Below are 24,546 nucleotides of genomic sequence, written 5' to 3' on the forward strand. Positions count from 1 at the left end.
CCGACCGTCGCCGTCAACCGGTGAACTGCACCAGCAGCCCTTCGACACTGCGCACCACTACGTGCGCGGCCGCACGCTCGGCCGGAGCTCGGTCAGGACGCTCCGCTTCGTGCCGCCAGCGGAGTACTGCGTCGAGACCGGCTTCGTAAACGTCTTGGGGATCGCTGCCGGTTTCGAGGCCGAGGCGTTCCTCCGGTGTTGTGCCCTGCGCGCCCAGCAGCTGCACTGCCTCCTCCGCGGGCTCACCGGACAACGCAGTGCGGCCACCACGGATGTCAGCGATCAGCCGTAGCTCACGAAAGTCGTGCGCGGTCGCCGAAAACCGCTCGACGCGCGCAGCGAGGCGATCACTGTACGGCCGTGGTTCGGCCTGCAGCACAGTCTCCAAACTGATGACCGCCGTCCGGGCGCGGAGCGCTTCGGCACGTGCGGCGAAACAGCCGGCGATGGTGTCCTGCAGTTCGCCGAGCCCGCTGCGACGCACGAGTTCAGCGGACAGCTTGAGCCTGTTGTCACAACCCGTGCGAATCAACGTGAGCGCGAGCTTCACTCCGAACAGGCTGAACCGCGTGACGAGAGAACGCCGTGTCTCCGCCGACACCGGACCAGGGAAAGCCGGATCGGTGAACGCGTCAACGGAAAGCAGATACCGCTCCAGCTCCTCGCGCGGCACGGCCGCGAAGGCGGCCAGGAGTTCGAACTCGTCGTCGGTGGACGCGCGCGCACCGTACCCGAGCTGCGCGGCCACGGCGATCACGCCCTGGAAACCACTGCACACCGGGTCTTCGCGCCACGCGCGACGCGCTAGCTGCTTCGCGGTGAGCAGCGCGTCGATCCGACCGGCGCCCGTCTCGTCGGCTCGCGCGAGCACCAGCACCGTGTCGACCGCAGTCTGTCGCGCGAAAGTCGAAGACGCTGTCGGCCGGAGCGTGGTCAGCTCGTCCGGCTCGAGGTGTCGAAGCAGCTGTACCGACGCGTCGGTGAGAGTGGACGGCGAGGGGTCGTCCACGAGTTCGAGGTCGCGAAGCGCGCGCGACGGCCAATCACCGAGCGCTGCCGCAAGCGTGGTTTTCCCGGAGCCGGCGGCGCCGGTGACGCCTACGCGCAACGGCTCGTCGAGATGGTCGAGAGCTTCGCGCAACAACGCAGACGCGCGCCGGCTGTCTCGGTAAAATGCGCACGCGTCGGCCAGGAGCGTACGGACGTCCTCGGTCACGCGGAAAGCTCCTTCGGTGCCCGTCCCGCGCGCAAGCCGAGCTCGCCCGCGCGCTGGTGCAACGCGGCGAGCCGGTCGATCTCACGGCGCAGCCGGGCAGTACGGCGTTCCCGCTCGGCCGAACCGGCGATGATCGTCTCGCGCTCGCGCGACAGCTCGTCGGCGAGATCGTCGGCAAGCGCGGTGAAATGGTCCCGCAACCTCCGCTGCACATGGCGGATCGCGTCGCGGCAGTCCTTGCTGAACCGCAGGAACACGTCGTCGACATGCCGTTGCGCGGTCATCTTCGCCACGGCCTGGCGACGTTGCAGCCGCATCCCGCCCTCGTCGCTGATCGTCTTCGCGGCGAACGCCACCCCGGCACCCAGTGAGATCGGGTTGAGCAGTGGCAGCCCGGCCAGACCGGTCACCAGTCCGAACATCAGCACCCCACCGTAGGAACCGCGGAGCCCGGTGAACGCCTTCTGGCCGATCTTGAACCGTTCGATGCGCGGCTGCCGGACCTCCGCGATCTGGTCGGCGCCGGACTCGGGCGGCGTCACCTCCGCGAGGTCGTACTGCACGCCGAAGGTCGCCGCCACGGCCTGCGCGATCCACTCCGCGCGGTCGGCGGTGAAGGTGTAGGTGGTCTCGACAGCCTCCGCGAGCGTGCGGTCCAGCCAGGGGCCGAATTCGTCCCACACCTTCACCGGATCACCCCGGTCGAACGTCTCATCGATCGTCTCGACGATCCGCCGGGTGCGCTCCCGGAGATCGTATTCGGCGTCCGACTGCAGATCGGCGATCTCGTCGGACAGCAGGTTCTGCCAGCGGCTGTTGCGGCGGCGGAGTTCGTCGGCCCGGCGCTGCGTGCGGTGCAGCAACGTGGCCTGGTCGACCCCGGCCTCCTGCCCGGCGGCCTCGGCACGCAGCCGTAACGTCTCCACGAGCTCGGCGGCCGCGGCCCGCACGCTCACCGCGGCCAGCAGCGCGGCGCGGGTTTCCGGCGGCTGCGAGACCTGCCCGGCGATCCAGCCGAGCAGCTCCGGGAAGCCGGACCGGATGTTGAGCTCCTGGTCCCCCGCCTTCGCCGCGGCGAACCGGACGGTCGAGGACACCGGTAGCACGGCCGCGTCGATTCCCGCCTCGGACAGTGCCGCGCGGTTTCGTTCGGCGACCGCCCGCCAGCTGGGACAGACATCGATCTTGGTCAGCGCCACCACGAGGTGCGGGCACCAGGTGCGGATGTGGTGCGCCAGGGCGAGCTCGGCAGGGCCGAGCTCCGTCGTGGCGTCGGAGACGAGGACGACCGCGTCCGCGTCGGCCAGCACGTCCAGTGCGGCCATCGTCCTCGGGGACCGCGGATCCCCGACCGCGGGCGTGTCGACGAGCACCAGGCCCGCGGAGAGCAGGTCCCGCGGCACGCCGACCTCGACACGCCGCAGCGAGCCGGCAGGCCGCGCGCCGACCTCTCCGGTCAGCCGTTCGACGGGCACCTCGACGCGTTCCTCGGCACGCCCGACGAGCGTCGCACCGGGTTCGGCGGCATAGCCGATCTCGACCGGAACCGCCGGGGTGGGTGCGTCGCCGACCGGGCAGACCGGTGCGTTGAGCACCGCGTTGACCAGGTAACCCTTGCCTTGTTTGGCGAACCCCAGCACCGCGATCCGGGGGCCTCTTGCCGGCCGGTCCCGGCGCCGGTGCAACCGCTGCGCCAAGTCCGCCCGGCCGTGCGCCCGGCAGGCATCCAAGGTCTCGTCGAGCACTTCGAGCCAAGCAGGAGCCGTCACGACGATGCAGTGTCCCCCAGGTACGGGGAGTATCGGAAGCGGGTGGTGGCTCCGCGGGCGCACCCAGCCCGCGGAGCCACCTCCGGTACGGCGCTATTCAGCCTCTGTTCAGAGGGAAAGGTGCAGCTCGCCGCCGCCGTGCGAGGTCTCGGCACCTGCGTGCAGGTCCAGGCCGAGCCCGTCGTGAGCGGCGTCGGACACCGAGGACACGGTGTCGTGAACGGCGCTGACCCCGGCGTCGGTGCCGTGGTGCACCGCGGTGTCGGCGCCGGCGCGCTCGGCACCGAGGTCCGGCGCGCTGTGCGAGAGCGACTGGACCTGATCGGTCGCGGTGTCCGCGACGTGGTTCAGGCTCTGCGCGCTGAGCGCGCCGGACAGGCTGCCGACGTGCCCGGTGGCGGTGCCGACCAGGTCGCTGACGTGACCCGCCGCGCCGCCACCGGCCTCGGCCAGGTGGTCGGCCATCTCGCCGGCCGGCTGCGCGGCAGCCGCGACGTCACCGGTGGACACCGGCGACGCGTCGGCGACCTGCCCAGCCACGTCCTGCGCCTGCCCGGCTACGTCCTGCGCCTGCCCGGCTGCCCCGGCGATACCGGCCGTACCGGCTGCTTGCGCGACCGGGGCGGAGTCCAGCCCGTGGGACAGGTCGTCACCGAGGGAGAACACATTGGCCGGGTCCTGCGCAATCCCGCTGACCGAGCCGATGGCGTCCTGCACCTCGCCGGCCCCCGGCACGGACGGCAGGTCGCCCGTGGGCAGACCGGGCACCGCGGGAACCGCGGGGATCCCCGGCACCGCCGGCACCCCGGGCGCACCCGAACCGACCGGCACACCCGGCACGGACGGCGCACCCGAGCCGGCCGGAACACCGGGCAGGCCGGGCACCGAGGGCAGCTCGCCGACAGCCGGCAACCCGGGCACCGAAGGAAGCCCACCGACATCAGGCAGCCCAGGCACGTCACCGGCCGAGGGCAGCCCCGGCACCGAAGGCAGCCCACCAACGTCAGGCAGCCCAGGCACGTCACCGGCCGAGGGCAGCCCCGGCACCGAAGGCAGCCCACCAACGTCAGGCAGCCCAGGCACGTCACCGGCCGAGGGCAGCGACGGCAGCCCCGGCACCGAAGGCAGCTCACCGACACCCGGAAGCCCCGGCACCGGCGAAGGCTCACCGGCGCCGGTCACGTTCGCCAGGTCGCCGGTCGAAGGCAACGACGGCAGGCCCGGCACGGACGGGGCGCCGACCGCGGGGAGGCCGAGGGACGCGGTGAGGGCCTGGAGCTGGTCGATGGCACCCTGGGGACCGTCCGAGACGGCACCGGTCAGGTCGCCCGCCTGCGGCAGCTGGCCGAGCGCGGCCGCGTTGTCCACCGGGATGTAGTCGAGTACCAGCGGGAGGACGTCGTGCACATCGGCGGCGCTGATGTCACCGAGCCCGGCGGCGGCGAGCGCCGACTGCGGGTCCTGGCCGAACGAAGCCAGCGCGGCCGGGTCGCTGAGCAGGGTGAGCGTGAAGTCGTGCAGAGTCTGCACCGGGTCCATGGGGGGGATCTCCACTTGTCGTCTTACGGGGAAAGCCCGACCCTCCCCGGCCGGGCTGGCGATCAAGGTAGGGAGGGGGCACCCCCGCTCACATCGGGGTTTACACCCAGTCGCGCCTCGCTCAGCCGTTAGGGGGTCGATATGAGATCGTTAGGGAGTTAGGGGATAGGACACGCGGAACCCGGTTGGGTTAAATCCGACCCCACTCTTGCCCGATTAACTCAAACGGGTGAGGATGCGTACTCGTTCCGTGATTGCGCCACCTGGCCCAGCCCTGCTGCGACGAAGGGAGGAAGCGGCGGTGCCCCACGTGCTCGGCATCGATGTCGGACCGGCCCGGACCCACGCCGCGACCCGTCACGGAAACGGCGAGCGGTGGGCCGATCCGGAACCCCTGTGGCTGGGTGACACCGGCCCCGCCGCCGCGACCGCGCTCTTCCTCGACGACGAGGGTTACCTGCTCACCGGCGATGCCGCCGCGGGAGCGGGCGCCGGCGAGCCGTCCCGCTTGATCACCGGGTTCCACCGTCGCATCGGCGACGACGTCCCGATGTTCGTGGGCGGCGAACCGTTCACCCCGGAATCACTGACCACCGTCGTCGTCGAAGGCGTCGCGGACCTCGCGAACGACGGCACGAGCCCGGCACCCCAGCACCTCGTCGTCACCCACCCCGGTGACTGGGGCGGTTACCGTCGCGAACTCCTGCGCCAAGCACTGGCCGACGCCGGCTTCCGCGCGGCGACGCTCGTACCCAGCGCGGTCGCCGCGCTGTACGCGCACCTTCCACACCCGGGCCCGGACGACCGGACAGCCGCGGTGTGTGAATTCGGCCCGGACGGCGTCACGATCACGCTGGCGACCTCGTCCGGCGCGGGTGGCTGGATTTCCCGCACCAGCACCGAGGGGGTGGCGCCCGCAGCCGCGGTGAGCAACGCGTTCGCCCTGGCCCACGCCGCCGCCGTCACCCCGGAAGCACTGGCCGGCATCGTCTTCTGCGGAGAACCCGGCCCCGGCACACTGCCCAGTCGCCTACCGTGCCCGGTGTTCGCCGACCCGCACCCCGCCCTGACCGCCGCCACCGGCGCAGCCGTCCTGGCCTCGCAACGAACCGGCGCCCTACCCTCCCAGCGCCCGGGCATCCCACGACACCCCGACGCCACCCGAGCCCCCGCCGCCCCACGCGAAACCGACGACGCCCTACTGCAAGACCCCGATGCCCGGACACCACATCGTCCCGACGCACACGGCCCGGGCGCGCACGACACCGACACACAGGGCCGCAACGCGCAAGGTCGCAACGCACACGGCGCAGACACACACGGCCCCGACGCGCGGGGACGCAACACGCAAGGCCGCGACACTCACCGCGGCGCCGACACACCGGGTCGCAACACGCAAGGCCGCAACGCACACGGCGCAGACACACACGACCGCGATACACAGGGGCGCAACGCACCCGGCGCCGACGTACACGGCCCCGACCCGCGCGGGCGCAACGCACAGGGCGCAGACGTGGAGCGCCGCGACGCGCACGGCGCCGACGCCCGAACCCGGCGCTCGCCCGACGCCGTTGCGGAGCCGGGCGGCGCGCTCGCACCGTCGGACCAGCGTTCCGGTGCGCTCACTCGGTCCGAGCGGCGTACCGGCACTTGCGCAGCGTCCCGAACCGGCTCCCGCGCCCGGCAGCCTCACGGCCGCGATCCACGCCGCCACGACGTCCTCGACCAGTCCGTCCGGCCCGGCGCGGAGACCGTTTTGCTGCCGCGCGTCGACGAGCTTGCCGACCTGCCCGAGCGGCCCGAACGGCCGCCGGTCGAGATCACCCCGTTCGAACTGCCCGAGCCCGAAGGTGTCGCGAAACTGTTCCGCCGGTGGCGTCCGCTCGCCGCCGCGGCCGCCGTGCTCGCGATCGCCGCGTCCGTCCTGATCGCCACCCTGTCGTCGCATCCGGCGACAGCCGACCGAAATCCCGTCCCTCCCCCTGCCCCGAGCTCGTGCAGCCGCCCGGCCACGGCTCCCTCCGGTGAAGGTCACTGTTGAACGCACTGCTGGCGAAAACCGACACCGTGCACCCCGCGGCCCGCCGGCTGTTCGCGGGACACAACGCCTCCGCGACCCCAGTCCGGCTGGTCGTCGTCGCTCCCGGTGGCTACGGCAAAACCGCCCTCCTGGACGCGCTGGACCGCGGTTACCGAGCAGCGGGCGTCGATGCCACCCTGATCGACGACGCAGACCAGCTCGACGACGAAAACCTGGCGAAGCTCACGATGCTGGCCGCCTCCACCGACGGCCCGCTCGTGGTGGCGCACCGCCCGAACCCGCGCGCCGACGCCCTGCGTGGCCTGGGCGAAACGTTCCTGCTGCCCGCACTGGAGGTGGACGAGGTCGCCGAACTCGCCCGCCATCTGACCGGCCACACCGTGAACCCCACCGAAGCCGCCGCGCTGCATACCCGTACCGGCGGGGTCCCACGGCTGGTCGAACGCGTCGTGACGAATCGATGGGACGACTTCCGCACCGACTTGGCCGCACTGGACGACGACGTGCTGCGTTACCTCATCGCGTCCGAAGCCGGAGCAAGCCGCAATCTGGACCTGCTGTGCGCATTGCTGAAACGCACGCCGCACGCGCTGTCCGTGGTCGTGGACGGTGCCCGCGCGACCGGCCTGCTGGATCCCGAAGACGCGCTGCTGCCCGTCGCCGCGCAAGTCGTACGCACCTACGCCCCTCCCGCTCGGCGCTTGGCTGTCGTACAGCAGCTCGTGGAAACCCAGCTACGCCGAGGCCTGCCGATACTCGACCTCGCGTGCGCGCTGCTGGACGCGGGCAGCTCCGGCGCCTCCGCAGCGACCGCGTTCGCCACCGCGGCCCACGAAGCGCTGCCCAACGACCTGAAACTCGCCGCCCGCCTCTTCGAAGCAGCCACCGACGCAGGCGCCCATGACGCAGCGACCACCACCGGCTGGGCCCGAGCCGCGGCACTGTCCGGAGACTTGGACACAGCCCTGCGCCTGGGCGACGGCATGCTGTCCGACGAGAACCCGGAGTCCCGTGCCGCAGGAGCGGAGATAGCCGCCACCGTCCTGGCCCACCGGGGCGAACTGGCCCGAAGCGCCGAGCTCTACCGCTGGGCAGCTGCCACCGACAACACCCAACGCTCCATCACCGCACCGACGTACGCACCGCGCCAGCCGCAACCCCACCCGTCGGCGCCCCACGCGCCTACCGAAACCCACACCCCGCCTCAGCCGTGCGCAACGTCACCAGCCCATGCCGCGGCACCCTCCTCCGCAGCGCCCACCCCAGCGACGTACTCCACGTCGCCCGCCCAAGCTCCGGGGCCCTATCCCCCACCCCCAGCGCGCGCCTCAGCGAGCTATCCCACACCGCCAACCCACGCTTCGGCGCCGGATGCCACAGTGCAAGCCGATACCCCGGTGCCCTACTCGACGCCGCCCGATCACGCGCCCTCGGTCCCGCATTCCGCAGCATCCGCGCACGCCGCATCGGCCGACCCCACGTCACCGGCGGGCTTTGATCCGTCGCAGGTGCCGGTGGCGTCCTCGATCGGCGAGACTCCGATCCAACCGGACACTTCGTTGTCCGCGGCCCCCGATCACCACACCGTCGGCCTCGTCGCCGGGCATGACGACCTCGCCTCCGGCGGACCGCACTACCTCGATCAGGGCGTCCTCGGCGACGGTTCACGCTCTCCGCGTGCTTTTCCCGGAAGTCACGCCGTCGGGGAGAGCTATCGGTGGGCCGGGCCCGGCGCGGTCGATGCCTTCGCCGCGATCACGCTCGTCGGCACCGGACAGGTCGCTGGTGGACGCGCGCTCGCGGAAGCTCCTGTCCCCGGGGTGGCGCCGACGTTGTTCACCGGCGCGGTGACGCGGACCGCGAACGGCATAGTGGAATCGGTGACCGGTCACGGCACCGAGGCGCTGCCGGAACTCGTCGGAGCCGCGGCGATGCTCGAACCGGCCTTCGCCGGAGCGCCGCTGCCGGACAGCCCGGCCGCGCTCGCCGCGCTCGCCGGTCTGCACTCGGGGGAGCTGGCTCTCGCGGAGTCGGTACTGCAGCGCGCGCTGGCCAACGGAGTCGGCGGCGACCTGCTCGTCCCTCGCCACCGGCTGCTGCTCGGCTGGGTCGCCATGACCGGTGGCCACCTCGCCACGGCGGCCGAACACCGGGACGCCGTGGCCGGCACCAAGCTGGAAGCCCGCGACGAGCTGTTCTTCGCCACGCTCGAACTGGGCATCGCCCGGCGGACGAGCGACCTCGTCGGCCTCCAGCAGTCGTGGGACCGCGCTTACCAGGCGTCCATGCGCCAGCAAGTGGACCTTTTCACCCTGCTCCCGCTGGGAGAGCTGGCGATCGCCGCCGCGCGAACCGGCGCGCACGCGAAACTCTCCCGTCGTCTGGAGCGAGCCCACGCGATGCTCGGCCAGCTCGGTTACCCTCCATTGTGGACGGTCTCGCTGTGCTGGCACGAACTCCACGCCTCGATCACTTCGGAGGATCGCGCGGCTGCCGAACGGCAGCTCTCCGCACTGGCCGGGTTCGCGGACTGTGGACGCTATCCGGCCGCGCTCGCCCGCGCCGCGAAATGCTGGCTTTCGGTGGTCGGCGGCGCCTTCGATCCGGACGAGATCTCCGCAGCCGCCGCGGAGCTGCACGAGCTCGATCTTTGCTGGGACGCCGCCCGGCTGGCCGGACAGGCCGCGATCCGCACCTCCGACCGCAAGGCGATGGTCCAGCTCCTGGAAGCAGCCCGCCAGTTCCAGGGCACCACCGGTCGTCTCGAGTCTCCTGCCCCGGCCGCCGGCACCGTCCCTGGGCTCAGTGTCCTGAGCGAACGAGAGCTGGAGGTCGCGCGCCTGGTGGTCGACGGCCTGACCTACAAGCAGGCGGGCAGCAAACTCTTCATCTCCGGCAAGACCGTGGAACACCACATGGCCCGCATCCGCGGCAAGCTCGGCGCCTCCGACCGCCGGGAACTGCTCGCCACCCTGCGCGAACTGCTCGTGAAGCCCGCCCAGTCCTGACGATCGGCCGGCCTCAGTCGCGACTCGGCCCGAACCGCTCCGTCCGGATCGATCGTGGATCCCGTCCGAGCGAGAGCAGGATGTCGGCCGCCGTCTCGACGAAGCCGGTCGGACCGCAGATATAGCTGGTGGCCTCGAAGTCCGCGGGCCACGCGGCACTGTTGAGCGTGGCGACGTCGAGCCGGCGCGGGATGCCGGCACGCCCTTCGGGCATCTCGCGCGTGTACACGTAGGTGATGTCGAGCCCGGCGTACGGCTTGCGGAGCTCGTCGGCGTAGTACAGCTCGTCCGGGGTCCGCAACGAGTACACGAGCCGGAACAACGCCCGGCTCCCGGCCGCGCGCCGTGCCCGGACCATCGCCATCAACGGCACGATGCCTGCGCCTCCCGCGACGAGCAGCACCGGTGCCCGATCGGCGGGACGCCACACGAACCAGCCACCGATCGGCCCCCGGATCTCCACCGGGTCACCGATCGCATAGGGACCGGTGAGGTGCTCGGACACCTCCCCGCCCGGCACCCGTTGCACGGTCAGCTCGACCCGGCCACCCTCGGCCGGCGCGGCGAGCGAGTAGCTGCGCTGGGCGGTGTACCCGTCGGCCGCGGTGAGCCGCACGTCGACGTGCTGCCCCGCGAGATGCCCTGGCCAGCCGGGAATGTCGAACACCAGGGTGCGTGCCGTCGCCGTCTCCTGCCGGATCGCGGCAAGCCTGGCGACCTGCCACGCTAGTCGCCCTGATACCGCTGTTCCCGCCATGGATCTCCGTAGTCGTGATAGCCGGCGGTTTCCCAGAACCCCGGATCGTCCTTGCCGGTCAGCCGCAGCTCGCGCACCCATTTCGCGGACTTCCAGAAGTACAGGTGCGGCACCACCAGCCGTGCTGGTCCGCCGTGTTCGGGGGTCAGCGGCTTGCCGCCGTACTCGTAGGCGATCCAGGCCTGCCCGTCGAGAAGGTCAGCGAGCGGAAGGTTCGTGGTGTAGCCACCGTAGCAATGCGCCATGGCGTAGTCGGCCGCTGTGTCGAGGTCGCCGATGAGCGTCTCCACACGCACACCCCGCCACCGGGTGTCGAGCTTGGACCACTGCGTCACGCAGTGAATGTCCACAGTGAACTTTTCGCTGGGCAGCGCCAGCAGCTCCGGCCACGACCACGAGCGCCGCTCCCCGTGCTCGGTCACCACGGCGAATTCCCACTGCCGCGTGGTCACCCGCGGAGTCGGCCCCACCGACAGCACCGGGAAGTCCTCGGTGAGGTACTGCCCAGGTGGCACCCTCGGATTGTCACCCCGCGCCCGCCCGGTGAAGCCCGGCGTGACGACTCCCATCGCGCTCCTCCCGGTGGCCGCGTCCCGGCAACTGCCGCGATCCTACCCGCGCACGTGCATGCCGAGCGATCTGACGAGCACCGTGGCCTGATCCGGCGACACGATCGCGCGGGCCAGCTTCGCGTGTACCGGATCGAGCGCCGAGAGGTCACTCCCGCGCAGCTCGGCACGGGTGAAATCGACCTCGTGGAGCTCAGCCCCGGACAGATCGGCGTCAGCGAAGACCGCTCCGGCGCAGTTCGCCGCTGCCAGGTCCGCCTCACGCAGCCGCACGCCGTGGAACGTGACACCACGCAGATCGGCGCCATGCAGGTCCACGAACGACCAATCGCCACCGACCACGCGCAGCGGCCGAAGATCACACTCGCGAAACCGGCTGCCCATCAGCTTGCACCCGGTGAATTCGGCGTCGAACAGGTTGCACCGGGTGAACACGCACCCGGTGAAAGCCGAGTCCACGTGCCGCGACGCGTTGAACTGCACATTCCCGAATACACAATCGGTGAACGTGGTCCCGCGCGTGACGCCCTCGGTGAAGTCGAGCTCGTGAAACTCGCATCGCACAAATCGCCGTGCGACGATTTCCTCCGCGTACCAGTCCTCCCGGCGGTAGGCGCGTTCCTCGACTGTCTCGATGTCGGACGGCTCCGCAGGTTGCTCAGTCACCCCGCAAGGCTAACCTCGCCGGCCGGCCAGTCCACCTCGCAATCACCTCCGTTCTTCTGCAGCCTGTAACCGGCACAACGCACTCCGCGACGCGGCGAGCACCACAGCCGAGAGCGAGCGAATGCCGGCGGACCTACCATGACCCGATGAGCGAAGGCCGATGGTTCGACGCCTGGGTGTCCTGGCCCGAGCTTTCGGGCCTGGCCGCCGCGGGCCGGGCTTTGCTGCCCCAGGTGCCCGCGACGCCGGCCGCGCTCGCTCGCACGGTCACCGAACAGCTCGTCGGCCGCCGCCTGACCACGGCTGTGGCAGGCCACGAGGTCGGCCTGACCCTGACCGAACTCGACTACCCGGCCGACTCACTCCGGCTGGCGACCGGACGCATCGGCGACGTGCGCATCGTCGCCGAGGACGTCGACTGGCCGGAGCACACCGATCCGGCGGACCCCGTTGCCGGACGGAGCCACGACTCGGACATCCGCACTCGGCGCAAGAAGCCCGCGGCCAGCTCGTCTCGAGGACACGAACCGGCCACACCTGCGCGAAGCCAGGCCGACCAGCCGGAAAGCGACACGGCCACATCTCGCGCCCGGCCGAAGCACTCCACCGGCGACCCACCCAAACCCGGAACCCGGCACGGCCGCTCCTCCGGCGACGCGCCTGCATCCGATCGACGAGCCGGAGCCACCACAGGCGCATCGCCGGGAGCCGCCCGGCAATCCGGTGGCCACCCGAGTGGAGCCACTGCACCAGCCGAACCGGAAGAAAAGCCCGCGGTGAACCGTATTCCGCTGCGCCGCGTGACCGTGCTGGCCAGAGACGTGCGACTGCGCGGACTGCCTTCGCCGGCAATCGTGCCGTCAGCCGTGGAGTTGCACATCGCAGTGAGCGGAAGCGTGCTGCAGGAACGAGTGGCCAGAGCCCGGCCAGCCATGCACGCAACCCCGCATACGAACGGGTTCCGGGTGCGGTGGCGAAAACATCCACGTTGGGGATACCTGACGCTGTCCGCCAAAGTCGACGAATCCGGTGTGGTGCTGACGCCCACCACCCTCCACATCGGACGCTGGACGAAACCCGTTCCCCACCGGCTCCGACCGATCGTGCTTCCCCTCCCGGACCTGCCGGAAGGCTTGCGGTTGACCGGAGTCCGGACCGCCGAAGACGAACTCGTGCTGACGACAGCAGCCGACGAATGGCCTGGCCGGCTGGCCCGGATCCCCTTTGTCGACATAGTGAACTGGCTGACCACCGCAGCAATGACCTTGACCCTGCCCGGATTCGCACGTTCCCTCCCCTGATTCAGCACTGGCGCGCTCACCCGGCCGCGCCTCGGACCGGACACGGCGCACGCCGTCCGACCACCCCAGGATGCCCGAACGCACGTTCGAACCGCATCACTCTTTGGGGTTCAATCGCCCAGGCCCACTCCCGGACGATCGCAAAGCCGCGATTTCACCGATATAGAAAGGAAAGTCAGCAAGGGGAACCTCGGCGGCGAGAAGGCAATAACTTCCGGCACCGCCCGCAGCACTCATGGCAACCACGTGTTCGCCCGAGTTCGGCGTCGAAGGCGCACTCAAGGCAAAGCCGTTGCGTCAAAACAAAACCGACTGACCATGTAGCTCGCGTATCCTCGGTTGTGGAGCGAGTGCCAGCAGAGAGAATCGAGGTGGATACCGCAGCCACCTCAGCCGGCATGCTCCGGCGTCACGTGCAAGGAGGTGGGAACGAGCGGCCGGGATGGGCGCGGTCTTCGTCACCTCGACCAGCAGAGCGGCGAACCCGGCCGGCTTGCTCAGCCACGGCGAGTGCCCGACTCGGAGCCTTCGCCACCGGCGCTCACATCGTCGTCGACGGCGGGCAGGCGCTCATGGGATCCTCGGCCTTCAACGAGACCGTCGCGGCAACGCTCACCGCTTCGACGCGCTGACGCCCGTGCCCGACCAGTCCTGCCGCTTCAGCTCGTCCAGCAACGCGGTCTCCGCCCGGCCCGGAGCGCGGCGCAAGCCCGCGATCACCGGTTCCGACAGGGCGGGGCGAAGCGGGCGGGTCAGGTGTTGGAAGCCGTCGGGTACCGCGGAAGACGGCGCGATGGTGACGCCGAGGCCTTCCGCGGCGAGCCGCACCGCGGTGGAGATCTGCGAGGCCCGGCCGACCGTCCGCGGGGCGAGGCCGCGGTCGGCGAGCAGGCGCGCCAGGTACTCGTCGTGTTTGCTGGTGCGGCGAAAGCGCACCCACCCTTCGGCCGCGAGTTCCTGGAGCGGGAGCGGCTTGTCGCGACGCAGAAGCGGATGGTCCTGGGGCAGCACTGCGACGTACGACTCCTTCCCCAGCGCATGAATGTCGAACATGCAGCCCGGCGGGATCTCGTGCACCAGGACCATGTCGAGCGTGCCCTGGCGCGCGAGCCGCTCCATGTCCGTGGGATCGGGCTCCTCGTGGATGGTGACCTGCAGATGGGGATGACGGCGACGCAGCTCGCCGAGCGCACGTGGGAGCTGGCGGGCCCCGAGTCCCAAGTAGACAGCGATGATCAGCTCGCCCGCCAGGTCGCCGTCGGCCGCGCGAGCGGCGGTGAACGCACGCCGGGAGGCGGTGGCGGCAGCCTCCGCCTCCACCAGGAAGGCCCGCCCCGCCACGGTCGGCGTCATGCCCTGCGGGGTCCGCGTGAAAAGGCGCACCCCGACCTGCTTCTCCAACGTGCCGATCTGCTGGGACAGGGACGGCTGGGCCAGCCCCAGCCGCTCGGCCGCCGCCGTGATGCTGCCTTCCTCGGCCACAGTCAGCGCGTACTCGTACTGCCGCAGGTTCATTCGGAGCCGCCTCGATGCATAGAAGTGCCCTATGTGGAGCATACTATCCAACTCTTTGCTCCTATGCCCGGCGCGTGCGTACCTTGTGGACTGCACGTACCAGTTCGTGCCGGGAAAAGGAGAAATAATGCGTCTCGCCGACAAGGTCGCTCTGGTCACGGGTGGCGGCGCGGGCCTCGGCCTGGCGATTGCCGAGAGGTTCGCGGCCGAGGGAGCCCACGTCTACCTCACCGGCCGCCGGAAGGAAGTTCTCGACGACGCAACGGCTTCCATCGAGGGCCGGGTCACGGCGGTCGCCGCGGACGCCACGTCGTCGAGTGATCTCGACGGTCTGGCCGAGATCATCAGAAGGGAAAGCGGGCGTCTCGACGTGCTCGTCGCCAATGCGGGCATGATCGAGCGGGCGGCCTTCGGCGAGGTGACCGAGGACCATTTCGACCGCACGTTCGATGTCAACGCACGCGGCACAATGTTCACCGTCCAGACGGCGCTGCCGCTCATGCCGGTCGGCGGCTCGATCATCCTGGTGGGCTCGATCCAGGGGTTCAAGGGGCTTCCCGGATCGACCACCTACAGCGCGGCGAAGGCGGCGGTGCGCTCCTACGCGCGCGTATGGGCGGCCGAGTTCGGCGGCCGGGGGCTGCGGGTGAACGTGCTGAGCCCGGGCCCGTTCGACACACCCATCATCGACGGGCAGGCCGAGTACTTCGGACAGGACCCGACAGCCCTGCGCGCCCAGATGGCCACACACGTTCCTCTTGGCCGCCTCGGGCGCCCGGAGGAGCTCGCCAATGCGGCGCTGTTCCTCGCCTCGGACGAAAGCAGTTTCATGACAGGTGCGGAGCTTTGCATCGACGGCGGTATGGCTCAGGTGTAGCCGCCGGCACCATCGAATTCGGAGGAACACATGCGACGCGTGGTCTGCGAGGCATTCGGCGACCCACTGGCACTGCGGGTGGTCGAGGAACCGACAGCGCGACCGGCCTGGCGAAGTCCTCATCGAGGCGACAGCCGTCAGCGCCAGCTTCGTGGACGGCTTGATCGTCCGCGGGGATTACCAGGTCAGGCCATCCCTGCCGTTCACGCCAGGTAGCTGCGTGTCGGGGCGGGTGGTCGCGGCGGGCGAAGGCGTCGAAGGCCCGCCTGTCGGCACTACGGTGGCGACGGTGCTCAGCCACTTCGGCGGCTACGCGTCCCACAGCGTCGTGCCTGCCGAGGTCGCCGTCCCGGTGCCGGACGCGGTGTCCGTCGATGTCGCCGCGGCCATGGAGAGCTACCTGACGCCGGCCTTCGCGACCACGCACCGCGTGACGATCGCGACGGGCGAGCACGTCGTCGTCCTCGGCGCGAGTGGCGGCATCGGGCAGGCCGCAATCGATACGGCGCGCAGTCTCGGCGCCCACGTCGTCGCGGTTGCCTCGACCGACGACAAACGCGCCGCGGCCAAGGATGCCGGGGCCGAAGTGGTCCTGGGCTACGACAACCTGAAGGACGACATTCGCGCCGCCACCGGTGGCGGCGCGAATGTCGTCATCGACCCGGTCGGCGGTTCCGCGGCGGAAAGCGCCCTACGTGCGCTGGCGACCGACGGGCGTTTCTGCGTACTCGGCTTCGCCTCCGGGGACATTCCGCGGTTGCCGTCGAACATCGTCTTGCTGCGCAATCGTTCCGTCGTGGGCGTCGACTGGGGTCACTGGTCGCGCGAAGCCGGCGGACCCCGGGGCAACGCAAAGCTGCTGGAAGGCATCCTCGCCAAGGTGGCGCGGCGAGCTGCATCCCGGACCGCCGTCGACCGCGCCCCTCGACGACGCCGGCCAGGTGCTCCAGCTGTTCGGCGAGCGCCGCGCGATCGGCAAGTACGTCCTGCATCCCTGAACCGGCACCGCACCGGTGCCCCACGCGGCGGGGACAGTCCCGCGGCTGCCAGGAGCGTTTCCGCGGCCTGACTGGAAATCACCGCTCACCGACAAAGTCCGCAGGCCCTCGTATGACGCGTCGATGCGCCGCATCGCGTCCTCTGCTCGGGCGCGATCGGCGCGCGCGGTCAGAGCGATGAGCGCTTCCACGAGTGTCAGAGCCGGAGCGAGCGAGGCCCGGGGAGTCGGGCTCTCCGACGGTGCGATGAGCGTGTGTTGCGCAGACGCCGCGAGGGGCGAGACCTCGGTGTCGGTCAGTGCGATCACCTGGACACCGGCTGAAGCGGCGGCCGCGGCAGCGTCGACAGTCGCCCGGTAGTAGCGTTGGAAGTCGATGACGCCCATCGCATCCTCCGGCCCGAGCAAGCCGAGTTGCTGAACCGTCGAGACGACGTCCACCGGCTGGTCGGCCGCGACGCCCAGCAGCCGTAGCGAAGAACCGAGATGAGCAGCGACGGGTGCGGCGACGCCGAGACCAGTACGAGCACACGATGGGCTCGGGTCAGCGCTTCCGCAGCGTCGACGAGGTTTGAGGTTCACCGCGAACAGTGGACAGGGACTTATGCAGTTCAAGCAGCCGCTGTCAGCGACCGCTCGTAGGTGTCGGGACTGAGCATTCCGATCGCGGAGTGCCTCCGCACACTGTTGTAGAACGTGACCCACTTGTCAATCGCTGCAACGAGTTCCGCCTTCGTGGCGTACACGTGTCGGTAGTAGTGCTCGTTGATGCGCCCCGGGTTTTGTGCAGGCTCTGATCTCAGGGAGGATGCAGAGGATGCCGGCACCGAAGAAGTACAGCGACGAGCTGCGTGAGCGGGCGACGCGGATGGCGTTGGACGCGATCGCGGCCGAGGGTCAGCGGATGGCGGCGGTCCGTCGGGTCGCGGGCCAGTTGGACGTGCACCCGGAGGCCTTGCGGACGTGGGTCAAGCGCGCCGAGATCGACGCCGGCGCGGTGCCCGGTCGCACCAGCGACGATGCGGCGCGGATCGCCGAGCTGGAGCGCGAGGTGCGTGGGCTGCGGCGGGCAAACGAGATCTTGAAGACGGCTTCGGCGTTTTTCGCCGCTGCGGAGCTCGACCGCACAATCACGTAACTCCGGACGATTCCGCGCATTGGCGGGAGGTTCCGCTCGCGGTGGTCGTCGATTATGTCGACGGCCATCGCGAGCGGGTTGTTGAGGGGAAGAAGCTCGGGGTCGAGTCGATCTGCGCGGTCTTGAACGACGCGGGCGTGCAGATCGCCCCGAGAACGTATTGGGCAGCCAAGAAGCGTGCACCGTCGAAACGTGCTGCGCGGGACGCGGAACTGCTCACTGAGATTGAGCGCGTGTTCCGCGAGAATTACGGCGTCTACGGGGCGCGGAAAATTCATGCCCAGCTCAACCGAGAGGGAATCCGCGTGGCCCGCTGCACGGTCGAGCGGCTGATGCGCCAGAAGGGCCTGCAGGGACTACGGCGAGGCAAGCGGCCCAGGACCACCATCGCTGCAGCCTCGCCTTCGTCAGCGGACCTGGTCGACCGCCGCTTCACCGCCGATCGGCCGAACCAGCTCTGGGTCGCGGACATCACCTATATCCGGACGTTTTCGGGGTGGGTGTATGCCGCGTTCGTCATCGATGTTTTCTCCCGAATGGTCGTGGGCTGGCAGGTATCGACTTCCCTGCACACAAACCTCGCCCTCGACGCTCTGGAGATGGGAATCTGGGCGCGAAAACGAGCCGGACAAGACGTCACCGGCCTCGTCCACCATTCCGACCGCGGAGTTCAATATCGAGCCATCCGCTATACCGAGCGCTTGGCGGAAGCTGAAGTCGTCGCCTCGGTCGGTTCACGCGGGGATTCCTACGATAATGCGATGGCCGAGGCATTCAACTCGCTGTTCAAGGGCGAATTGATTCATAACCCTATCGCCCGCGGCCGCGGCTGGCAATCCGTCCGCGATGTCGAGATCGCCGTCGCAGAATACGTCGACTGGTACAACCATCGTCGTCTCCACGGCGAGCTCGGTCAGCGCACTCCCGCCGCCATCGAAGTCACCTACCAGGCGTCACGCTACGATCAACCCTCCCAGCCCGCCCGGGCTGGGTAACAGGCAACGAGACCTGCACCAGACCCGGGGCGCATCACTACATCGTGTGCAGCTTGCCGGCCCGCGCCACCAGGGTCGTGGAAACTGGGCGGAGGCTGGCCTTGGGCTGCGGCACGCTGGGATGCCGTCTCATGGTCACTCTTGACCTTCTCAGTATCCGCCTCAGCCTGGTTTCAGCGTTCGATCGCCTCGCCCGCCTGCTCCTGAGCCCATCGCAGCGTTGCCGCGTGCAGGCCCTGCCAAGAACCCGCGTCGATGGACTGCAACCCTTCCGCTGCCTGGTTCGCGCCCAGCACGCCCGCGCAGGACGCGCGCGTCAGCACGTCACCGATAGCCGAGGCATCCTCGGTCAGGAGGTCGAGACCATCGCTCCACCGGGTAGCGAACTCCATCAAGGCGTCATGCACACCAGCGTCACCGCACAGCCCGCGTAGCGCAAAACCCTCCTGGTCGTGCACGCTCTTGGTCAGGCCGTGCTCCAGGCTTGCTCCAGCTACTGGCCGGAAGTCCAACGCTGTAAAACTCAATGTTCGATGACATCAAGAAAACGCCCTACCTGCGGCTTTGAACCAGGTAGGGCGGCGTTCGTCACGGTGGAGCTAAGGGGACTCGAACCCCTGACCCCCTCACTGCCAGTGAGGTGCGCTACCAGCTGCGCCATAGCCCCGAAGCGAAGGTGTACTCCGCATCTCGTAGGGAAGAGACTACACCCCGGGTCGGCCCGGTTCCGATGGGGGTCGGTAGCTCGGCAGCGGCGACGGTGCCAGGAGATGTGGGCGTGACACGCAAGAGCGCAGAGTGCTCGTCACATAACTCTCTGCGCTTACGATGCACGGTGCATTCGCCGGCGGTGACGCCACCGGCGTGTGCCGTTGGGCGCTCGGTGCGGGCAGCCGAAGCTTGAGTGCGATAGCTCGGCGGGGTGGCCAACGTGGTAGTCCAGCTGTACACCTGCGTCGGGACAAACGCGCAGAGCTGGCGATTCCGCGAGAACGGTGGCGGTTGCAGGCGGGCGCGCGAGACGGGGGCGGGATTCGCTCCGGGGAGGAGGCGAGAGGTCCTGATGCGGTGCGGCGCTCGCCCGGGCCATGGTGGCGTGACCAGCGGGGGCGGGGCGTTCCCGGGTCGTTCGGCGTTGGCTGGTTCGTGAGCGGGGCACCGGGCTGGTGCGGGGAGACGGCGGGCCGGTGATGCTTCTCCATGGCGGTACGCCTGTCATTCCTCCAGCGCTCGATCGTTCACACTTACCTCTGTGGGTGGCACTACTTCTCCGAAGGCGACGCAGCCGGATCTGGGACCGAACGTCGTGATCTTCGATCCGTCGATGCCGAGCGAGAGCATCCAGAACAGACTGGACAGCATCTTCGCGCAGCAGGAGAAGAACCAGTTCGGCGACGAGCGGTACGCCGTGCTGTTCACCCCGGGCACCTACTTCAACGACGTCAACGTCGGCTTCTACACCCAGGTCCTCGGACTCGGCAGCACGCCCGACGCGGTCACCATCAACGGCGCGGTCCACGTGGAGGCCGACTGGTTCCCGCCGAACAATGCCACCCAGAACTTCTGGCGCGGGGCGGAGAACCTGTCGGTGAACCCGGCGGAGGGCGCGGACCGCTGGGCGGTCTCGCAGGCCAGCCCCTACCGCCGGATGCACGTCCGCGGGGATCTCCAGCTCGATGACGGCGGCTGGTCCAGCGGCGGGTGGATCTCGGACACGAAGATCGACGGCCAGGTCCGCTCCGGATCGCAGCAGCAGTGGATCTCGCGGGATTCGGAGTTCGGCAGCTGGTGCGGCTCCAACTGGAACATGGTGTTCCTGGGCGTGCACGGAGCGCCGACCGGGACCTTCCCTTCCCCGCCCTACACCACGATCGACGGCACTCCGGTGGTGCGGGAGAAGCCGTTCCTCTACGTCGACGACGGGGACTACCGGATCTTCGTGCCGGCGCTGCGCACCGCGACCGCCGGCGTGACGTGGGCGAACGGCCCGGCACCCGGGACCTCGTTGCCGATCGGCCAGTTCCACGTCACGAAGCCGGGCACGACCGCGGCCGAAATGAACGCAGCACTCGCTGCCGGCAAGAACTTGCTGGTCACTCCCGGCGTGTACCACCTCGACCAGACGGTGCAGGTGACCCGGCCGGGCACGGTGGTGCTCGGCCTCGGCATCGCCACGTTGGTCCCCGACCGGGGAATCACCGCGATGGACGTCGCCGACGTGGACGGTGTGAAGGTCGCCGGACTGCTGATCGACGCCGGTACCACGAACTCGGACACACTCATGCGAGTCGGGCAACCGGGCTCGCGCGCCGACCATGCGGCGGATCCGACCTCGCTGCACGACCTGTACTTCCGGGTCGGCGGCGCGGTGGCGGGCAAGGCCACCACGAGCCTGGTCGTCAACAGCAACAACGTGATCGGCGACCACATGTGGATCTGGCGCGCCGACCACGCCGCGGACGGCGGCTACGTCGGATGGGACATCAACACCGCCGACACGGGACTGGTGGTGAACGGCGCCGACGTGACCACTTACGGCCTTTTCGTCGAGCACTACCAGAAGACCCAGGTCGTGTGGAACGGAGAGGGCGGCCGTACCTACTTCTTCCAGAACGAAATGCCTTATGACGTGCCGGATCAGGCCGGCTGGATGGACGGTTCGGCGAAGGGTTATTCCGCCTACCGGGTGAGCCCGGAAGTGACCAGCCACGAGGCCTGGGGACTGGGCAGCTACTGCTTTTTCAGCAGCAACCCCTCCGTGGTCGCCGCGCGGGCGTTCGAGGCACCGGAAACTCCGTACGTCCGATTCCACGGCATGGTGACCGTGTCGCTGAACCACCAAGGCGCCATCCAGCACGTGATCAACGACGCCGGCGACCCGACTCCGGACGGGACGAAGCCGGTGAACCTGGTGAGCTACCCGTAGCCACCACCCGGACAACCGGTGCACGCCGCGGTGGCGGCCGCGGCGTGCACCGGTCCTCACTTTCGCCGGTCTCCGCCGGAGACGCCACCACGCCGTAGGCTGTCGTCCGTGAGCCAGCCGATCCTGATGACCGTGGACGACGACCCCGCTGTGTCGCGGTCGGTCGCGCGGGACCTGCGCCGCCGCTACGGCAGGGATTACCGGGTGATCCGCGCTGATTCGGGCGCGGACGCTCTCGACGCGCTTCGCGAGATCAAGCTGCGTGGGGACTCCGTCGCGGCCATCCTCGCCGACTATCGCATGCCGCAAATGGACGGCATCGTCTTCCTGGAGAAGGCGATGGACCTGTTCCCCCACGCCCGCCGCGCGCTGCTGACCGCCTACGCGGACACCGACGCGGCGATCCAGGCCATCAACGTGGTCGACGTCGACCACTACCTGCTCAAGCCGTGGGATCCACCGGAGGAGAAGCTGTACCCGGTGATCGATTCCCTCGTGGAGGCCTGGCTGGCGGTCGGCGACCGTCCGGTGGAGCAGACGAAGCTGGTCGGCCACCGGTACTCGGCGCCGTCGTTCCGGATCCGGGACTTCCTCGCCCGCAACGCGGTGCCCTACCGGTGGTACTCCGTGGACGACGAGGAGGGCGGTCGCATCCTGCAGGCCGCCGGCGCCTGCGAGACCGACATTCCGGTCGTGGTCACTCCCGGCGGAACAGTGCTGAAACAGCCTTCCGGCGGCGAAATCGCCGATGCAGTGGGTTTGTCCACCCGGCCCGCGCAGGATTTCTACGACCTCGTAGTGATCGGCGGCGGCCCGGCAGGCCTGGGCGCCGCCGTGTACGGCGCCTCGGAAGGCCTCCGCACGGTCCTGGTCGAGCGGAAGGCCACCGGCGGCCAGGCTGGCACCAGTTCGCGGATCGAGAACTACCTGGGCTTCCCGGACGGAGTCTCCGGTGCCCAGCTCACCGATCGAGCCCGGCGCCAGGCGCAGAAGTTCGGCGCCGAGGTGCTCACCGCACGCGACGTCACCGGCCTGGAAGTACGCGGCTCGAGCCGCGTGGTCACGTTCGGCGACGGCTCCGAGATCGCCGCCCATTCGGTGATCCTCGCCAGCGGTGTCACCTACCGCGCGCTCGAGGCCGAAGGCATCGAGGACCTGACCGGTCGCGGCGTCTATTACGGATCCGCGGCCACCGAGGCACCTGAATGCCAGGGTGAGCACATCTACATCGTCGGCGGTGCGAATTCCGCCGGACAGGCCGCGGTGTTCTTCTCCCGGCATGCCGCCGACGTCACGCTGCTCGTCCGCGGCGCCTCCCTGGAGGCGTCGATGTCGCACTACCTCATCGAGCAGATCACCGCGATCGACAACGTCCACGTGCGCACCCACACCACCGTGGTCAAAGCTCATGGCAGTGATCACCTCGAATCCATCACGGTCTGCGAAAACGGTGTGACTGAAACACTCGGCACCGGGCACCTGTTCATCTTCATCGGAGCCGCCCCGCGCACCGGGTGGCTCGGGGAAGCGATCCTGCGCGACGGACACGGCTTCATCCGTACCGGGCCGGACCTGCTCGAGGACGGCCGGCGGCCGGCGGGCTGGCTCCTGGACCGTGACCCGCACTACCTGGAATCGTCCGTTCCCGGGGTGTTCGTGGCGGGCGATGTCCGTTCGCAGTCGGTGAAACGGGTGGCCTCCGCCGTCGGCGAGGGAGCCATGGCCGTGACCCTGGTCCACCGCTACCTGGAGGAACAGTGACCGGATCCGCTCTGTCGCGTGAGGAACTGCGCAGCTTGTTCCTGTTCGAACATCTCTCCGAAGAGCAGCTCGGGTGGATCGAAGAGCACGCCGCGGTCGAGGAGTTCAAGGGTGACTCCGTGGTCATCCGCGAGGGTGATCCGGCGACCTGCTTCTACGTGCTGCTCGGCGGTGCGCTGCGGATGACCCGCCAGGTGGCCGGCGCCGAGGTCGAGACCAAACGGTCCGATCAGCGTGGCTCGTATTGTGGAGCCACGCAGTTCCTGGCCCACCAGGACAGCGAGGCCGCCTACAGCGCCACGATTTACGCGGTGAGCGATCTGACGTTCCTCACCCTGCCCGCGACCGAGTTCGCGGTGGAGTTCCGCCGGTGGTTCCCGATGGCCGCGCACTTGCTGGAGGGGATGTACCTCGGCTGGCGCAACAACGACGCTCTGGTGTCCTCGCGCCGACGGCTGGTCGCGCTCGGAGAACTGTCGGCCGGGCTCATGCACGAGCTGAACAATCCGGCCGCGGCCGCTGTGCGGGCCACGGCAGCCCTGCGTGAGCGGGTCGCGGGAATGCGGCACAAGCTGGCGGTCCTCGCCAAGAAGGACATCGACCCGACTCTGCTCGAGCTCCTGCTCGACGTGCAGGAGCGGCTCGTGCGGCAGGTCGGTGACGCGCCGAAACTCAGCGCGATGCAGCAAGCCGACCGCGAGGACGAGATCGGTGACTGGTTCGATGCACGTGGGATCGACCAGGGTTGGGACCTCGCGAGCATTTTCGTCGCCGCGGGCCTCACGACGGAAAGCTTGGAACACGTCCTGGAATCGGTCGGGGAAGGACTGCTCGACGGCGCGATCCGCTGGCTCGCGTACGCGCTCGAGACGGAGATGCTGATGGGGGAGATCGAGGATTCCACCCATCGGGTTTCCACCCTCGTCGGTGCCGCGAAGCAGTACTCGCAGATGGATCGCGCACCGCACCAGTTCATCGATGTCCACGAAGGACTCGACTCCACGCTGGTGATGATGTCCGGCAAACTCGGCGAAGGCATCCGCGTGGTCAAGGAGTACGACCGTGCGATCGATCGCGTCCCGGCATACGCAGCGGAACTGAACCAGGTGTGGACCAACATCATCGACAACGCGGTGTGCGCGATGGGCGGCCGGGGCACGTTGACCCTGCGCACGTGGCAGGTCGACAAGCAGATCCGGGTGGAGATCGGCGACACGGGTCCGGGTATCCCGGAGGAGACGCGGCACCGGATCTTCGAGCCGTTCTTCACCACGAAAGGCGTGGGTGAGGGAACCGGACTCGGACTGGACATCTCGTGGCGCATCATCGTGGACCGGCATTCGGGTGACATCAAGGTGACCTCGGCACCTGGCGACACGCGATTCGAGATCTGCCTGCCGGTGGAGGAACAGGCTTCGATCTGACCCGGTCCGTCCGGCTCGCTGACGCTTCGGGATCCAGTAGTTTTCAG

At 69.3% G+C, this 24,546-nt stretch carries 18 protein-coding genes, 1 tRNA gene and 1 pseudogene; 9 read left to right on the forward strand and 11 right to left on the reverse strand.

Features of this window, described 5'->3' with window-relative positions:
* Positions 1-13 precede the first annotated feature (13 nt).
* From BJY18_RS15710 to BJY18_RS15720, 3 genes are all read right to left on the reverse strand, one after another.
* Positions 14-1,216 (reverse strand): GTPase, encoded by a 1,203-nt coding sequence (locus BJY18_RS15710; RefSeq protein ID WP_184780693.1) that lies wholly within the window; start codon positions 1,214-1,216, stop codon positions 14-16.
* Entirely contained in the window at positions 1,213-2,985 is a 1,773-nt protein-coding gene (locus tag BJY18_RS15715) for a dynamin family protein (RefSeq protein ID WP_184780694.1), read from the reverse strand. Before BJY18_RS15715 ends, BJY18_RS15710 begins: the two co-directional genes overlap by 4 nt.
* Before the next feature lie 108 nt (positions 2,986-3,093).
* Positions 3,094-4,524 (reverse strand): IniB N-terminal domain-containing protein, encoded by a 1,431-nt coding sequence (locus tag BJY18_RS15720; protein WP_184780695.1) that lies wholly within the window; start codon positions 4,522-4,524, stop codon positions 3,094-3,096.
* Positions 4,525-4,825: 301 nt separating this feature from the next.
* Between BJY18_RS15720 and BJY18_RS36355 the strand changes: the two genes are divergently transcribed.
* Both BJY18_RS36355 and BJY18_RS15730 read left to right on the forward strand, forming a co-directional pair.
* On the forward strand, positions 4,826-6,565 hold the full coding sequence (locus tag BJY18_RS36355) for a hypothetical protein (protein WP_221457757.1): 1,740 nt from the start codon (positions 4,826-4,828) through the stop codon (positions 6,563-6,565).
* Positions 6,562-9,573, forward strand: coding sequence for a helix-turn-helix transcriptional regulator (locus BJY18_RS15730; protein WP_246458879.1), 3,012 nt, complete (start codon positions 6,562-6,564; stop codon positions 9,571-9,573). The genes BJY18_RS36355 and BJY18_RS15730 overlap by 4 nt, the downstream gene beginning before the upstream one ends.
* Before the next feature lie 13 nt (positions 9,574-9,586).
* On the opposite strand, the gene BJY18_RS15735 is transcribed toward BJY18_RS15730, so the two are convergent.
* From BJY18_RS15735 to BJY18_RS37760, 3 genes are read right to left on the reverse strand one after another with little or no spacing between them, the layout of a single operon-like run.
* A complete protein-coding gene (locus tag BJY18_RS15735) occupies positions 9,587-10,330 on the reverse strand; it encodes a ferredoxin reductase (RefSeq protein WP_184780696.1) in 744 nt (247 codons plus the stop codon).
* Positions 10,300-10,899 carry a sulfite oxidase-like oxidoreductase gene (locus BJY18_RS15740; protein ID WP_184780697.1) on the reverse strand — a complete coding sequence of 200 codons (600 nt, stop codon included), beginning with the start codon at positions 10,897-10,899 and terminating at the stop codon, positions 10,300-10,302. Before BJY18_RS15740 ends, BJY18_RS15735 begins: the two co-directional genes overlap by 31 nt.
* 42 nt (positions 10,900-10,941) lie before the next feature.
* Complete coding sequence (locus BJY18_RS37760; protein ID WP_184780698.1) at positions 10,942-11,565, reverse strand: pentapeptide repeat-containing protein; 624 nt, start codon at positions 11,563-11,565, stop codon at positions 10,942-10,944.
* A 146-nt stretch (positions 11,566-11,711) separates the two neighbouring features.
* On the opposite strand from BJY18_RS37760, the gene BJY18_RS36910 reads away from it, so the two are divergent.
* On the forward strand, positions 11,712-12,866 hold the full coding sequence (locus BJY18_RS36910; protein WP_246458880.1) for a hypothetical protein: 1,155 nt from the start codon (positions 11,712-11,714) through the stop codon (positions 12,864-12,866).
* 612 nt (positions 12,867-13,478) lie between these two features.
* Here BJY18_RS36910 and BJY18_RS15760 read toward each other — a convergent pair.
* Entirely contained in the window at positions 13,479-14,381 is a 903-nt protein-coding gene (locus BJY18_RS15760) for a LysR family transcriptional regulator (protein WP_184780699.1), read from the reverse strand.
* 127 nt (positions 14,382-14,508) lie between these two features.
* Between BJY18_RS15760 and BJY18_RS15765 the strand changes: the two genes are divergently transcribed.
* On the forward strand, positions 14,509-15,258 hold the full coding sequence (locus tag BJY18_RS15765) for an SDR family NAD(P)-dependent oxidoreductase (RefSeq protein WP_184780700.1): 750 nt from the start codon (positions 14,509-14,511) through the stop codon (positions 15,256-15,258).
* Between the two features lie 151 nt (positions 15,259-15,409).
* The gene (locus tag BJY18_RS15770; RefSeq protein ID WP_312873857.1) at positions 15,410-16,327 is read left to right on the forward strand and encodes a zinc-binding dehydrogenase; all 918 of its coding nucleotides are present in this window, start codon (positions 15,410-15,412) and stop codon (positions 16,325-16,327) included.
* A gap of 117 nt (positions 16,328-16,444) precedes the next feature.
* Here BJY18_RS15770 and BJY18_RS38030 read toward each other — a convergent pair.
* Both BJY18_RS38030 and BJY18_RS38035 read right to left on the reverse strand, forming a co-directional pair.
* Positions 16,445-16,960, reverse strand: a pseudogene (locus BJY18_RS38030) (MurR/RpiR family transcriptional regulator); the annotation flags it as partial.
* On the reverse strand, positions 16,867-17,082 hold the full coding sequence (locus BJY18_RS38035; RefSeq protein ID WP_376774672.1) for an integrase core domain-containing protein: 216 nt from the start codon (positions 17,080-17,082) through the stop codon (positions 16,867-16,869). The gene BJY18_RS38035 and the pseudogene BJY18_RS38030, both read right to left, overlap by 94 nt.
* Between BJY18_RS38035 and BJY18_RS15780 the strand changes: the two genes are divergently transcribed.
* Positions 17,073-18,388 (forward strand): IS3 family transposase gene (locus BJY18_RS15780; protein WP_376774673.1). Its coding sequence is split into 2 segments (ribosomal slippage): positions 17,073-17,360 and positions 17,363-18,388, totalling 1,314 coding nucleotides; the frame shifts between segments, so codons are not numbered across the junction. The genes BJY18_RS38035 and BJY18_RS15780 overlap by 10 nt on opposite strands.
* Before the next feature lie 173 nt (positions 18,389-18,561).
* On the opposite strand, the gene BJY18_RS15785 is transcribed toward BJY18_RS15780, so the two are convergent.
* Positions 18,562-18,900 carry a hypothetical protein gene (locus BJY18_RS15785; RefSeq protein ID WP_184780701.1) on the reverse strand — a complete coding sequence of 113 codons (339 nt, stop codon included), beginning with the start codon at positions 18,898-18,900 and terminating at the stop codon, positions 18,562-18,564.
* An 82-nt stretch (positions 18,901-18,982) separates the two neighbouring features.
* Positions 18,983-19,055 (reverse strand) — tRNA-Ala (locus tag BJY18_RS15790).
* A 585-nt stretch (positions 19,056-19,640) separates the two neighbouring features.
* Between BJY18_RS15790 and BJY18_RS15795 the strand changes: the two genes are divergently transcribed.
* The 3 genes from BJY18_RS15795 (at position 19,641) to BJY18_RS15805 (ending at position 24,499) form a co-directional block, all read left to right on the forward strand.
* On the forward strand, positions 19,641-21,314 hold the full coding sequence (locus BJY18_RS15795; protein ID WP_512699129.1) for a pectate lyase-like domain-containing protein: 1,674 nt from the start codon (positions 19,641-19,643) through the stop codon (positions 21,312-21,314).
* Positions 21,315-21,422: 108 nt separating this feature from the next.
* Complete coding sequence (locus tag BJY18_RS15800; protein ID WP_184780702.1) at positions 21,423-23,075, forward strand: NAD(P)/FAD-dependent oxidoreductase; 1,653 nt, start codon at positions 21,423-21,425, stop codon at positions 23,073-23,075.
* Complete coding sequence (locus BJY18_RS15805) at positions 23,072-24,499, forward strand: ATP-binding protein (RefSeq protein WP_184780703.1); 1,428 nt, start codon at positions 23,072-23,074, stop codon at positions 24,497-24,499. Before BJY18_RS15800 ends, BJY18_RS15805 begins: the two co-directional genes overlap by 4 nt.
* Positions 24,500-24,546: the final 47 nt, after the last annotated feature.

Origin of the sequence: Amycolatopsis jiangsuensis (assembly GCF_014204865.1) — a bacterium.
GTDB classification, from domain to species: Bacteria; Actinomycetota; Actinomycetes; order Mycobacteriales; family Pseudonocardiaceae; genus Amycolatopsis; species Amycolatopsis jiangsuensis.